Below are 12,772 nucleotides of genomic sequence, written 5' to 3'. Positions count from 1 at the left end.
TCTCGCCACTACCCCGGTCCGCCGCCCGGAATCACCCCTCGCCCTCCTCTCCCTCCAGTGGCCGCTTGCGCAGCAGCAGGACGACCATGCCGCCCAGCACCACGAGCCCGACCGCCAGGGAGGCGATGACCGGGGTGGCCGCGGAGCTGCCGCTGGTCGCCAGCCGCTCCTCGTCCGGGGAGTCCGACCCGGCCGTGGCGGACTCGGCGGCGACGGCCACCTCGGACGCCCCGGCCAGCTGGCCGACGGTGCCCGCCGTGTCCGCCCCGGCCGGCGGCTGCGGCCAGACCGCGGTGGCGGTGGCGGCCGCCGCGGACTCGCTGGAGCCGGCCACGATCTGCGCCTCCGCCGGGATGCCGCTGGTGAAGACCCGTCCGACGGGCACCTTCGTGGAGCCGTGCACGGTCACCGAGGCCGTCCCGTCCGGGGTGCCGGCGGGCACCTCGAAGTACAGCCGGCTGCCGTTGGCCGCGGAGGTCACCGGCTGCCCCTCGGAATCGACGACCCGCACCCCCATGGCGGTGGCGGCCGCGTCCGGGGTGACGGTCACGCTCTGCGCCCCCGTCCGGACGGTGACCGGGCCCAGCCGGGTCCCGGTGGCGCCCGTCAGCGGCCCGGACACCCGGCCGGGGTCCAGCCCCAGCGAGGCCGGCGGCTCCGGCAGCCGCCCGGCCTCCCGCTGGAGGTAGTCGGCGAGCCTTTCCGCCGCCGGGTCGGCCGCCTCCACCTGCGCACCGTCGGCCAGGCGCCAGATCGCCACCTGGGTCCCGGCGGCCGCGCTCTCCGCGGTCAGCGCCCCTGCCCCGGCAGCCTTGGCCAGCCCGGCCAGGTCGTTGTGCTGGGGGTAGGAGTGCTCCAGGACCCAGCGGATCCGGCCGCCCGCCTCGGTGTTGCCCGCGAGCGGGCTGCCGCCCCAGCCGCTCTCCGTGTACCGGGCCTGGGGCTGCGCGTAGCCCGCGACCCCGACTCCGTACGTCTGGAGCATGCCGCCGCCGTCGACCCGCATCTCGTACAGCCCGGCGGGGATCTGGCGGACCGAGCCGTCCCCGCCGCGCAGGACCGCCTGCCCGTACGTCTTGAGGCCGTCGAGCACGGCGCTCGCGCCGCCGCCCGGCCGGCCGGCGGCGGCCGGGCCGGAGTCCGCCGCGGCGCGGGCTCCGGGCGCGGCGGTGAGGGCCGCCGCCAGCAGGGCGGCCGCCAGCGGGCGGCGCACGGAGCCGCGTACGGACCCTGCGGCGCCGGCGGCCGCGCCGGTATCGCCACCGACTGGAAGCGGAACCTCGGGCCGGACCGGTCCGGCCTCGGGTGGGACGGTGGACGCGGAGGCCGGCCCGCCCGCGGACGCGGTGGACGCCGCGCGGGGCTCGGAGGATGCGGAGGATGCGGGAACAGCAATCGACACAGTTCTCCCCTTCGGGCCGGAGACCAAGGTGCCCGTGAGTACCGGGGAATCCTAGCCGCCTCGAACACTCAGACCACCGCCGCCTTCTGAGGGCCCATCAGTGGGGTGTCCGTCTTGACGACCCGGCGGAAGGCCGCCGTTCCACGGTTGAGGTCGTGTCCGACGGCGATCGCGTCGATGTCCGCCGAAAACCAGCGGACTCCCTCGCCGTCGGGCGGGTCCTCCCGCACCCGCAGACGTCCGTGCACCACCAACGGTTCCCCGACCGAGACGGAACTGGCCAGGTTGAGTGCCAGCACCCGGCGCGCCCACACGGTGTAGAAGCTGGTGGCGGCGTCCGTCCAGGTCTCCGTGCGCCGGTCGAAGTACCGGGGGGTCACGGCGAAGCGGAATCTCGCCGACGGTCCGGTCACCGTCTCCTTGAAGTCGATCTGCGTCGCCACGTGTCCCACCAGCGTCACCAGGGTGTCGTTCATCCCGGTCGCCCTCCCCCGAACTCCGTACCCGTGCGGACCATCCGCACGAGGTACGACCATGCTGGCCCCGGGCCCCGCTCCCCGCTCCGGCCTGTGGATTACTGGCGGGTTGTGGACAACTTCGTCCCCCCTGCGGCGACCGCCGCGTACTGTTCGCGCACCTCGCGGTAGCGCAGCAGTTCGGCCGCCACCGGTTCCAGCACCCGGGCCCGGCCGCAGCCGGCCGCGGCCTGCCTCAGCCGCCGTTCGGCGTCCTGGCCGTACCTGCGGGCCGGCCCCCGGGCGGCGATCGAGCAGGCCCACTCCACCAGTGGCCCGCCGACGATGCCGGCCGCCATGAACAGCACGGGCGGCAGCAGCTTCGGTTCGAGCACCCCGACGATCTGCCCGACCAGCCACAGCCCGCCGAAGATCTGAACCAGCGTCATGGCCGCCTGCGCCAGCACCGCGACCGGCCACCAGGCGGGCCTCGGCGGCTTCGCGCCGGGCACGGCGACGGCCGCGCCCAGGGTCACCGCCAGCTCGTCCAGCGCCTCCGGTAGCCGCTCGGCGCCGCGCACCGCGGTCTCCCGCACGGCCTGTGCCCAGGGGTCGGGCAGGCCCGCGACGGCCTCGTCCGCGACGGTCCGCACGGCCTGCTCCACGCGCTGGCGGGCGGTCACCTCCTCCTCGGGAGGAGCCGCGGCGGAGGTGCCCGAGCCGCGGCCCTTGGCCGACATGAGGGCCAGGGAGGCGAGCGAACGCGGGGCGCGCCGGCTCTCGTACCAGCGCCACAGCCGGAGCCAGGGCGTGCCGCAGGCCTTGCCGGCGTTGCGCCGCCAGGCCCGCTCGGCGGCGAGGCCCGCCGCGTACGCCCCGACCGCTTCGGCGAGCCGGTCCTCGAACTCGGCGCGCGCCGCCTCGCCGATCTCGGGTCCGGAGGGTCCGGAGTGCCCGTCGGCGACGTAGAGCGGGCGCAGGCGCCCGGCGGCCCGGTCGACGTCGGCGGAGATCCGCCGGGTCGCGGCGCCCTTCTCCTGGGTGAACTGTCCGAGGAGCTCGCGGAGTTCCCCGACGCCTTCACCCGTCAGGGCGGACAGTCCGAGGACGGTGGCGCCGGGGTCGCCGTGCTCGCCGAGGGCGATCCCGTCGTCGTCCAGCAGCCGCCGCAGGTCGTCGAGCACGAGGTCGGCGGCGTCGCCGGGGAGCCGGTCGACCTGGTTCAGCACGACGAAGGTGACCTCGGCGTGTCCGGCCAGCGGCCGCAGGTACCGCTCGTGGAGGACGGCGTCCGCGTACTTCTCGGGGTCCACCACCCACACCACGGCGTCGACCAGCGCGAGCACCCGGTCGACGTGGTCCCGGTGCGCGCCGACCGCCGAGTCCAGGTCGGGCAGGTCGACGAGGACCATGCCGCGCAGCACCTCGGCCTCGGAGGTCTCGCGGGGCCGGCGGCGCAGCCGTCCGGGGATCTCCAGCCGGTCGAGCAGGCCCGCGGCACCGTCGGACCAGCTGCAGGCGATGGGGGCGGCGGTCGTCGGGCGGCGCAGTCCGGTTTCGGAGATCTGCACTCCGGCGAGTGAATTGAAGAGGGTGGACTTGCCGCTTCCGGTGGCTCCGGCGATGGCGACGACGGTGTGCTGGGGGGACAGGCCGCGGCGTGCGGCGGCCTCGTCCAGGACCCGGCCGGCTTCGGCGAGGGTCTTGCCGTCGAGGCGGGTACGGGAGAGTCCGACCAGCTGGCGCAGGGCGTCGAGGCGGGTCCGCAGGGCCTGGGCCTCGGGGCTGAGCGGGGGTGCGGGGGCCTTGCCGCCGTCGCTCCCGGCGCCGGAGACGGCCCGTACGACGGCCTCGTCGCCGTCGGCGTCCTCGCTGACGTCGCCGTCCCGTCCGCCCTCCGCCTCCTCGTCGAGGTCGTTGGCGAGGAGGGCCGCGTCGAGCAGGGCGTCGTCGATGAGGGCGTCGCCCGCGCGCGTGCCGGTGCCGCGGGGGCCGCCCTTGCGGGTGCTCCGGTGGCGCGAGCGTGCGATGAACCCGTCGTCCCACCGGTCGCCGGTGTGGTCGCGGTCGGTCACGGCGGTCACCGCGTCACCTCTCCTTCTGCAGTACGGACAGCGCGGCGATCAGCTCGGCCTGTGGTTCGGGGGTGACTTCGAGCGCCTGGAGGGGGGCGAGCCTGCGGTCCCGTTCGGCGCGCAGGACCTGGTCGAGATGGTCCCCGACGAGTTCGCCGCCCCGGTCGCGCAGCCGCACGGCGGCCTGTACGCCGATCCGCTCGGCGAGCTTCTCCCCCGCCGGACGGGCCCGCTTGCCGCCGAGGAGGGCGGCGACGAGGAGGGCGGCGACGCCGTCGGGGTCGGGCGCGGGCTGCTTGTCGAGCTTGGCGACCTCCTCCTCGGCGAGCTCCTCCAGCACGCGCCGCCAGCGGCGTACGGCCATGCCGATACGTTCCGCCGCCTCCCGGTCGGGCGCGGGAAGCGGCACCGCCCCGGAGGCGGGCTCGCGCCGCCAGACCTCGGCGATCCGCTCGTCCGCCGCGGCGACGGCGCACTGGAGGAGCGCGGCGAGGGATTCCGCGAGGGAGTCGAGGAGTTCGTCGGCGCTGGTGTCGAGGGGGTAGCCGCGCCACCGGGTGAGGGCGTCGCCGGCGAGCACGGCGCCCTTGTCGAGGCGGTTGCGGACCCTCTTGCCCTCCTGGCGGTACGCGTCCTCGACGGCGGAGGTCAGCCGGACGGCGGCGGCGTGCTGGGCGGCGACGGCGGAGGCCAGTTCCGGCATCCGGCGCTTGAGGGAGTCGAGGGCGCCGAGGGCGGTCCGGCCGACCGCGTACTGCCGGGCGGCCGGGTCGTGGACGTGGTGGGTGAGCCAGGCGAGCAGCGGCGCGACGGCGCTGGCCGGCAGCAGTCCGCCGCCGCCGGCCGACTCGGGCAGCTCGGGCACCGTGAACCGCGGTACGTCGCCCAGCCCGGCGCGGGTGAGCAGCGCCCCGTACTGGCGCGAGACCTCGACGAGCACCTGGTGCGGGACCCGGTCCAGGACGGTGATCAGGGTGGCGTTGTACTGCTTGGCAGTGCGCAGCAGGTGCCAGGGGATGGCGTCGGCGTACCGCGAGGCGGTGGTGACCATGACCCAGACGTCGGCGGCGCAGATCAGCTCGGCGGCGAGGGTGCGGTTCTCGACGACGAGGGAGTCGATGTCGGGGGCGTCGAGGACGGCGAGGCCGCGCGGGAGGGTGGCGACGGTCTCGATCCGCAGCTCACCGGTCGTGGCGGGGCCGCCGGGGGCGCGTACGGGGTTCTTCCGGGAGGAGGGCACCAGCTCCTCGTCCTGCTGGGGTGCCCAGACGCGCATGAGGTCGGGGAGGATCCGCATCCCGGCGAACCAGTGGTGGTCGTCCGGGTGGCAGACGAGCACCGGGGTGCGGGTCGTGGGGCGCAGCACTCCGGCTTCGCTGACCTGGCGGCCGACGAGGGAGTTGACGAGGGTGGACTTGCCGGCCCCCGTGGACCCGCCGACGACGGCGAGGAGCGGCGCCTCGGGCGACTTCAGCCGGGGGACGAGGTAGTCGTCGAGCTGCGCGAGCAGCTCGGCTCTCGTCTGGCGGGCGCGTGGGGCGCCCGCCAGGGGCAGCGGCAGACGCACGGACGCGACCCGGTCGCGCAGGGCGGACAGGGCATCGAGCAGCTGAGGCCGAACATCCAAGGTCACCACATGCGAAGAATGCCCAATTTGGGACCATTTTTGAAGCTTATACGCCCTCTGCGCGCCGACCGCGACTCCGGAGGGACATCATGGACACGGCGGACGAGTGGGACGCAGGCATAACGAGTGCACAACACCCAGGCCGACGCGGCGCAAAAGCGGTGCGAGAATCGCACCTGCCTGCGATTATCGGGACCGCTTCACCGAACCTCCACAACGTGGCACGCGAGTGAAGCAACCGGGACAAGGCAACCGGAGCCCTATCCTTGACCCGGCACGGACCGCAGTCCCACCCCCACCAAGGGGCTCCAGGCCACCACGGTCACCTTCCGGCCCCCGTAGCTCAGTGGATAGAGCAGGCGCCTTCTAAGCGCTTGGCCGCAGGTTCGAGTCCTGCCGGGGGCACTTCCTTCCACCCTCCCGAGGGGTAACCGGGGCCCTCGGGGCTGCCCGGACCGGGGGCGGCGCGGCATCCGCGATTGGCGGAAATTCACTCGACGGGACGCTCGCGGGATCCTTGCACCCGCAAAACCGGAAAGCCGAAAACCGGAAGAGCACCGTCCCGCCCGACGGGGGTCGTTCGGGCGGGACGGAGCGTGCGGGACCGCCCCGGGCGCGGGCGCGGGCGGGGCCGGCCCCGGATCAGGAGGCCGGGACGGCCGGAGTGGACTCGGCGGGGGTGGACTCGGCGGGGGCCGAGCCGGCCGGCGCGTCCTGCGGGGAGACGCCGAAGGCCTTGACCGCCTGGTAGTACGTCCAGGCCGTGCTGTCGCAGGAGCCCTTCTTGACGCCCGAGTACTGCGAGCAGACCCGCTTCAGGTCGGCGTAGAAGGCGTCGTCCAGCCGGGACTTGCTGGCGGGGAACGCGCCGGCCGCCTTGTAGTTCCGGTAGCCGAAGTCGTGGCGGGCACAGGCCGTCTGGAAGGGGAAGCCGAAGGGGTTGTCGGGGGACGAGGAGCAGTAGTCCGTCGACCAGTCGAAGGCGTACGAAGCCCAGTTGCCCTGGCTGCCGCGGGCCGCGACCCAGGCGTTGTAGCTGGAGGCGCTGGTCTGCGTCCAGCCGCTCAGCACCTGCGGCTTGTCCGCCGGGACCGCCGAGGCCGGGGTGGCGAGGGCCAGCAGGCCGGCGGAGACGGACGCGAGCAGGGGGACGAGGCGGCGACGCATGGCATTCCTCCGAGTGGGGGCGGCGGGGCGGGCGGGCGACGGGGCCGACCGGTCAACTCCCGGTGCGGCGTCGGGATTCACCCTCGGAGCACGCCATATCCCCGACCCCTACCGCCCCTATAACGCGGCCCGGACCCGCAGGTGCCGACCCGGTGCGCACTCGACCGCACCCCTCTCAGGTATGACTCCCTGTCCGCCTTCCGGCAGATTCGAGGTTGATACCAGGGAGGGACGCGCGCGTGACGCCCGCCACGAACACTTGTGGGTATGAACCGCCGTCCGCTCGTCATCGCCGCCGCCGTCGCGGGAGTCCTCGCCCTGGCCGCCTTCGCGCTGCCCAACCTGCCGCCCAACCCGGTCACGGACGCCCTGGAGAAGCAGGTCCTGCGGGAGAAGGGCAAGCGGTACGCCAGTGCCGCCGACGCCCCGAAGAAGGGCGACCGGGCGTTCGTCCTGCCCAGCTGGATACCGGGGGACGCCACCGACATACGGATCCGCGCGCGCGGCGAAGGCGGGGCCCGGCTCATCCGGTTCACCCTGGGCAAGACCCCGCTCGACGGCCCGCAGTGCGCCGCCGGGACGCCGAAGAAGGCGGGCGGTCCCCACATGGGCGCCCGCTGGTGGCCCGGCGACACCCGGCGCGAGGAGCGCCCCGAGTGCCGGGACCGCTACCAGTACCAGGTCTCCGTGCGCGGCCGGCAGGTCTACGCCTGGACCGACGGAACGCCCTCCCCCGGATCCCGAGTACCGGACGGCGGCGCCCCGGCCGTCGCGCCCGCCGCGGCATCCGGCGGGAACTCCGGCAGGTAGCGGGAGCCCCTCAGGCGGTGTCGCGGGCGAGGAGCGCCGCCGCGGCCCGGGCGAAGCCCTCCGGGTTGTCGAGCATGATGTTGTGCCCGCAGTCCGGTACCGCCACCACGGCGACTCCGGCGGCCTCCAGGGCTTCGGCGCCGGCGGGCGGTCCATCCGGCTCCGGGAAGAGGAAACCGCGCGGGACCTCCAGCTCCAGCAGCAGCTCCCGCATGGTGGGCGTGGTGCCCGCGGCGAGGTTCACGGCACTGCGGTACAGGGCGGTGCGGCCGGCCAGCCGCATGGTCGACCACCAGTGCGCGCCGACCCGGTCGCGGACCTCAGCCCAGCCTCCGGCCAGGAACTCCTCTTCCGTGTAGGAGGCGAGGCCGCTGCTGCCGGCCGCACCCGGGGCGGGCGGCTGCGGGTCCAGGTTGGCGTCCACCAGGACGAGGCGGGAGACCAGCCGGGGGTGCCGGGACGCCAGCACGATGGCCACCGCTCCGCCCATGCTGTGGGCGATCACCTCGGCGCCTTCGGCACCGGCCGCGTCCATGGCCTCCGCCACGGCGTCGGCGTGCGCCTCCAGGGTGTATGAGAAGGCCTCGGGACGGTCGCTGTGGCCGTGTCCCAGCATGTCGAGCAGCAGCGAGCGCCGCCCGGCCAGCAGCGGGTGCACGGCGCTCGCGGCGAAGTAGGCGGGGGAGGTCGAACCGAGCCCGTGCAGGTAGACGCGGGGCGCTCCGCCTCCCGGGAGTTCGACCCAGCGGATCCGGTCGCCTTCGGGCGTCACGACGGCACTGTGCACGGTGTACTCCCCCTCGAGTGATGATCAACAAGTCCGGGACGAGGGTAGCCGGGGCTCCGACCGGCTCGTCTACCCTCGTCGGATGACCTTGTACGTGAACCAGCTCGACGGCACCGCGCCCCTGACCGGACCGCCCCCGGCCGGGACCGGAGTGGCGGTGTGGTCGCTGGACACCACGCGCGGGGCGATCGGCGGCCACGAGGCCGGCGGGGCGCGGGCGCTGCTGGACGCGGCCGAACGGGAGCGGGCCTCCCGGCTACTGCGCCCGGCCGACCAGCGCAGCTATCTCGCCTCGCACCTGGGGCTGCGCGTGCTGCTCGGCGGGTACCTGGGAATGCGGCCGCAGGAGGTCGTGCTGGTCCGCGAGGACTGCCCGGGGTGCGGGGAGCCGCACGGCCGTCCCGCAGTGGCCGGGGGTGGGGTGCACTTCTCGCTCTCCCACAGCGACGACGTGGCGTACTTCGCCTTCTCGGGGGTGCCGGTGGGCGTCGACGTGGAGGCGGTGCCGAGGGCGAGCGCGGTGGCCGACGTCCTGAGCAGCCTGCATCCGGCGGAGGCTGGCGAGATCACCGCGCTCCCGGAGGCGGACCGGCGGGCGGCGCTGGCCCGCGTGTGGGCCCGCAAGGAGGCCTGTCTGAAGGGCACCGGCATGGGGGTCGCCTTCGGCCTCGCCGAGCCGTACGTGGGCTCGGCACCCGCCCCCGCCCCGGTCCCCGGCTGGACCCTGCGCGACCTCCCCGCCCCGGACTCCTACGCCGCCGCGGTCGCGGTCCGCGCCGCCTGACCGGACCCCCGGCAGCGGCGGCCCGGCAGCACCGGCCCGGCTGCGGCGCCGGTCCCGTCGGCCGGGCCGGTTCGGGCCGGCCGCTCCCGTGCACCGCCGTATCCGCGTGCCCGTGCACCGCCCCGGCCCTACCCTGGCCGCCATGGACATCCGCCGCGCCCGCAGTACCGCCGAACTCTCCGCCGCCGAGGGCCTCTTCGACGGGCCCGTCCGCCCCGAGTGGTCCGAGCGCTTCCTCGCCGGGAGCGGCCACCTGATGCTCATCGCCTACGTCGACGGCGTGCCCGCCGGCATGGTCTCCGGCGTCGAGATGACCCACCCCGACAAGGGCACCGAGATGTGCCTGTACGAGCTGTCCGTGGACGAGGGGTACCGCCGGCGCGGCATCGGCCGGGCCCTGACCCTGGCCCTCGCCGACGAGGCCGAGGCCCGCGGCTGCTACGGCATGTGGGTGGGCGTCGACACGGACAACGCGGAGGCGCTGGCCACGTACGCGTCGGCGGGCGCCGAGGACGAGGGCCTGTTCGCCATGCGCGGCTGGCCGCTGGGCGAGGCGGCGTAGGAGGGGCCGGGCCGACCCTTCCGGCGGCGTGTCGTGGGGCCACTCGGCGCACCCTCCGCGCGGGGCCGCGCGCGCTGGCCGAGCATCGGCCGCATGACCGCCTTGACCTCCCTGCTGCCGGCCGCCGCCCTCCTCGCGGCGGCCGCCGCCCTGCCGCCGCACCCCGCCTCCGCCGCCGGCGGCGACGCCCCCGCCGCGTACGTCGTCATGCTGAAGGACACCACCTCGCGCGCCCCGACCCGGGCCCTGGCCGCCGAGGCCGCCCGGTCGGGGGACGAGGTCGGAGCGGTCTACGACACCGTCCTCAACGGGTTCGCGGTGCGCACCACGGCGGCCCGCGCAGCCGCCCTCGCCTCGGATCCCCGGGTCGCCTCCGTGGAGCCGGACGCGCCGTTCCGGATCTCCGGCAGCGGGGCGCCGCTCGCGCCCGAGCCCCCGGTCGGCGTCCCGCAGCCCCCGCCCGCGGACCCCCCACCGGCCGCCCCCGCACCAGCCGTTCCGGCGCCCGCCGTCCCCTCGCCCGCCGTGACCTCGCCGGCCGTTCCCCCGCCGGCCGTCACCGTTCCCGTCCCGGTGCCCGCCCCCGCCCCCGCCCCCGTCGCCGCCGTGACCCAGCGGCCGGCCCCCTGGGCCCTCGACCGGATCGACCAGCGCGAGCTGCCGCTCGACGGCGCGTACACGTACTCCGGGAAGAAGGGCCGGGGCGTCACCGTCTACGTGGTCGACACCGGGATCAACACCCTCCACCAGGAGTTCGGCGGCCGCGCCCGCACCGGCTACAACGGCTACACCGGCTTGTTCCAGGGCGGTGCCCAGGACTGCAACGGCCACGGGACGCACGTCGCCGCCACCGTCGGCGGGGCGACGTACGGGGTCGCGAAGGAGGTCTCGCTGGTCGGCGTGAAGGTGGCCGACTGCCGGGGCGACGGGAGCCTGTCGGTCATCCTGCGCGGCCTCGACTGGATGGTGAAGGACCACCTCAGGAACCCGTCGCGGGGTCCGGCCGTCGCCAACATGAGCATGGGCGGCACCCGCAGCCACTCCATGGAGGCGGCGGTGATCCGCGCGGTCGCCTACGGGATCACCTTCACCGTCGCCGCCGGCAACGAGGCCGGGGACGCCTGCGCCGGCTCCCCGGCCGCCGTCCCGCAGGCCCTGACGGTCGGCGCGACCGACGACGCGGACCGGCGTCCGGCCTTCTCCAACCACGGCCGCTGCGTGGACATCTCGGCGCCGGGACAGGGCGTCACCTCGGCCTGGAAGGGCTCCCCGACCGCCCTCGCACGGGCCTCGGGGACCTCGATGGCCGCCCCGCACGTCGCGGGCGCCGCCGCGCTGCTCCTGGCGGACGGCGTGGCCGGGACCCCCGAGGAGGTGGGCCGGCGGCTCGTCCGCGACGCCGTCCCGGACCGGATCACGAACCTGCCCGCCGGGACCCCGAACCTGCTCCTGCACCTCCCCGCGGCCCCGTAGCCCGGCGGCACCGACCAGTCGGTATCCGATGTCCCATCAGACCGAGTCTGATGGGACATCAATGTGTGTGCGCTTCGGGCGAAAACAATCCATTGACTTCTCAACACGGCGACGCGTCAATGACGGCCATCCGCACCGGCTCGGCCTTCCCCACACAGCGGGTGGGGGGAGGGGTTCGTCATGACGAAGGAGTCGCGACCCTGTGAGTACGAGAACGCTCAGACGAAGAGTGCTGGCCGGGGCGGGCGCCCTGTCCCTGGCCCTGACGGGCGGCGTCGTGGCCCTGACCGGACCGGCGCAGGCCGCGACCAAGACCACGCCCGTGCCGGTGAAGTGCGTCGCCCCCGCGCCGCAGCCGGGCGCCAACGGCAACCAGGACTACACGGTCACGGTGCCGGACACCGCCAAGGCGGGCGAGACCGTGCCGATCACCATCGACCCCGGCGAGACGCCGGTCGTCCCGATGTTCACCATCGACACGGTCAACACCATCAAGGCGAAGCTGCTCGTCGGCGGGGTCGCGCAGACCGTCACCAGCCCGCCCGTGAACAGCCACCAGGAAGCCGGCAAGAAGGCGGATCCGCCCGCCTTCAACGGCACGGTCAAGATCCCGGACGGCACCGAGGGCACCACGGTCCAGATCACGATCGACCAGGTGGTCACGGACGCCGACCTCGGCGGCACGGTCTACACGACGACCTGTACGCCGGACCCGCGCCCGAGCGCCCCGGTCGCCTCGATCGCCGTCGAGGCCCTGCCGAAGGACCCGGTCACCACCAAGCTGACGCCGAACAGCGGCAAGGCGGGCACGCCCGTCGCCGTCACCGGTGCCAACTTCCCGGCCGGCCCGGTCACCTGTTCCGCGCAGCTCGCGGGCGCGGCGACCGGTGACACCGGTACCGGCACGGCGGACGCGTCCGGCGCCGCCACCTGCAACATCACGATCACCAAGAAGGCCGACACGATCAAGATCGACGGGTCGGCCGGCGCCGCCAAGCCCTTCGTGTTCATCGAGGAGCAGGTCGGCGTGCAGAACCCGGTGGACATCGAGGTGCTGCCCGGACCGCTGGCCCTCGGCCCGAAGGACGGCCAGCCGGCCGTCAGCTTCGGGGCGGTGACCATCAACGGCAAGGCCCAGTCGGTGTTCGGCGCGTTCAACGCCGCCACCGTCCAGGACTTCCGCGGCGGCAGCCTCGGCTGGGACGTGACGGCGACCCGTACGCCGTTCCTGAACCAGGCCACGGGCCACTCGATGGCCAAGGCGCAGCTCGGCATCCAGCCGTCCTGCACCGTGACCAACCCGGACAGCCCGAGCACCTGCACGGCCGGTGCCCCGGGCGCGATCTCGGGCACGCCGATGAAGGTCGCCTCCCAGGCGGCCGGCGGTGAGGAGCTGACCGGCGGCGAGTTCGCCGTGGGCGGCGCGGCGATGATCCAGCTGCCGCCGTTCATGTTCGCCGACACCTACCGGTCGGTCGTGACCTTCTCCATCGCCTGACGGACCCCCGTCCCCGGGTGGTGGGGGGGGGGGGGGGGGGGCCCCCCCCCCCCCCCCCCCCCCCCCCCCCCCCCCCCCCCCCCCCCCCCCCCCCCCCCCGGCCGCGCCCCCCCCCCCCCCCCGCCCCCCCCC

Annotated in this window: 11 protein-coding genes and 1 tRNA gene; 6 read left to right on the top strand and 6 right to left on the bottom strand. The window is 75.1% G+C overall.

Going from position 1 to position 12,772, the window contains the following annotated elements; all coding sequences use genetic code 11:
- Positions 1-31: 31 nt before the first annotated feature.
- The 4 genes from ACIPW5_RS19360 to ACIPW5_RS19345 all read right to left on the bottom strand — a co-directional run bounded on the left by ACIPW5_RS19360 (position 32) and on the right by ACIPW5_RS19345 (position 5,568).
- Entirely contained in the window at positions 32-1,213 is a 1,182-nt protein-coding gene (locus ACIPW5_RS19360; protein WP_401246118.1) for a TQXA domain-containing protein, read from the bottom strand.
- A gap of 257 nt (positions 1,214-1,470) precedes the next feature.
- Complete coding sequence (locus ACIPW5_RS19355) at positions 1,471-1,878, bottom strand: single-stranded DNA-binding protein (RefSeq protein WP_401246116.1); 408 nt, start codon at positions 1,876-1,878, stop codon at positions 1,471-1,473.
- A 98-nt stretch (positions 1,879-1,976) separates the two neighbouring features.
- Positions 1,977-3,941, bottom strand: coding sequence for a GTPase (locus ACIPW5_RS19350; protein ID WP_401246114.1), 1,965 nt, complete (start codon positions 3,939-3,941; stop codon positions 1,977-1,979).
- A 4-nt stretch (positions 3,942-3,945) separates the two neighbouring features.
- On the bottom strand, positions 3,946-5,568 hold the full coding sequence (locus tag ACIPW5_RS19345; protein WP_401246112.1) for a dynamin family protein: 1,623 nt from the start codon (positions 5,566-5,568) through the stop codon (positions 3,946-3,948).
- 323 nt (positions 5,569-5,891) lie between these two features.
- Between ACIPW5_RS19345 and ACIPW5_RS19340 the strand changes: the two genes are divergently transcribed.
- A tRNA-Arg gene (locus ACIPW5_RS19340) sits at positions 5,892-5,964 on the top strand.
- Positions 5,965-6,201: 237 nt separating this feature from the next.
- Here ACIPW5_RS19340 and ACIPW5_RS19335 read toward each other — a convergent pair.
- Positions 6,202-6,726 (bottom strand): phospholipase, encoded by a 525-nt coding sequence (locus ACIPW5_RS19335; RefSeq protein WP_401246110.1) that lies wholly within the window; start codon positions 6,724-6,726, stop codon positions 6,202-6,204.
- Between the two features lie 267 nt (positions 6,727-6,993).
- Here ACIPW5_RS19335 and ACIPW5_RS19330 point away from each other — a divergent pair, with 267 nt between their 5' ends.
- The gene (locus tag ACIPW5_RS19330; protein ID WP_401246109.1) at positions 6,994-7,536 is read left to right on the top strand and encodes a hypothetical protein; all 543 of its coding nucleotides are present in this window, start codon (positions 6,994-6,996) and stop codon (positions 7,534-7,536) included.
- A gap of 10 nt (positions 7,537-7,546) precedes the next feature.
- Here the strand turns inward: ACIPW5_RS19330 and ACIPW5_RS19325 are convergent, their stop codons facing one another.
- Positions 7,547-8,323 carry an alpha/beta fold hydrolase gene (locus ACIPW5_RS19325; RefSeq protein ID WP_401246107.1) on the bottom strand — a complete coding sequence of 259 codons (777 nt, stop codon included), beginning with the start codon at positions 8,321-8,323 and terminating at the stop codon, positions 7,547-7,549.
- A gap of 82 nt (positions 8,324-8,405) precedes the next feature.
- Here ACIPW5_RS19325 and ACIPW5_RS19320 point away from each other — a divergent pair, with 82 nt between their 5' ends.
- The 4 genes from ACIPW5_RS19320 (at position 8,406) to ACIPW5_RS19305 (ending at position 12,640) form a co-directional block, all read left to right on the top strand.
- The gene (locus tag ACIPW5_RS19320; protein WP_401246106.1) at positions 8,406-9,107 is read left to right on the top strand and encodes a 4'-phosphopantetheinyl transferase family protein; all 702 of its coding nucleotides are present in this window, start codon (positions 8,406-8,408) and stop codon (positions 9,105-9,107) included.
- 142 nt (positions 9,108-9,249) lie between these two features.
- A complete protein-coding gene (locus ACIPW5_RS19315; RefSeq protein ID WP_401246104.1) occupies positions 9,250-9,669 on the top strand; it encodes a GNAT family N-acetyltransferase in 420 nt (139 codons plus the stop codon).
- 93 nt (positions 9,670-9,762) lie between these two features.
- Positions 9,763-11,142, top strand: a complete 1,380-nt coding sequence (locus ACIPW5_RS19310) for a S8 family peptidase (RefSeq protein ID WP_401246102.1) — start codon at positions 9,763-9,765, stop codon at positions 11,140-11,142.
- Between the two features lie 202 nt (positions 11,143-11,344).
- Complete coding sequence (locus tag ACIPW5_RS19305; protein WP_401246100.1) at positions 11,345-12,640, top strand: hypothetical protein; 1,296 nt, start codon at positions 11,345-11,347, stop codon at positions 12,638-12,640.
- Positions 12,641-12,772 lie beyond the last annotated feature (132 nt).

Source organism: Streptomyces sp. NPDC090077, from assembly GCF_044747545.1.
GTDB lineage: Bacteria > Actinomycetota > Actinomycetes > Streptomycetales > Streptomycetaceae > Streptomyces.
This window is presented reverse-complemented; position numbering and strand designations above follow the sequence as displayed.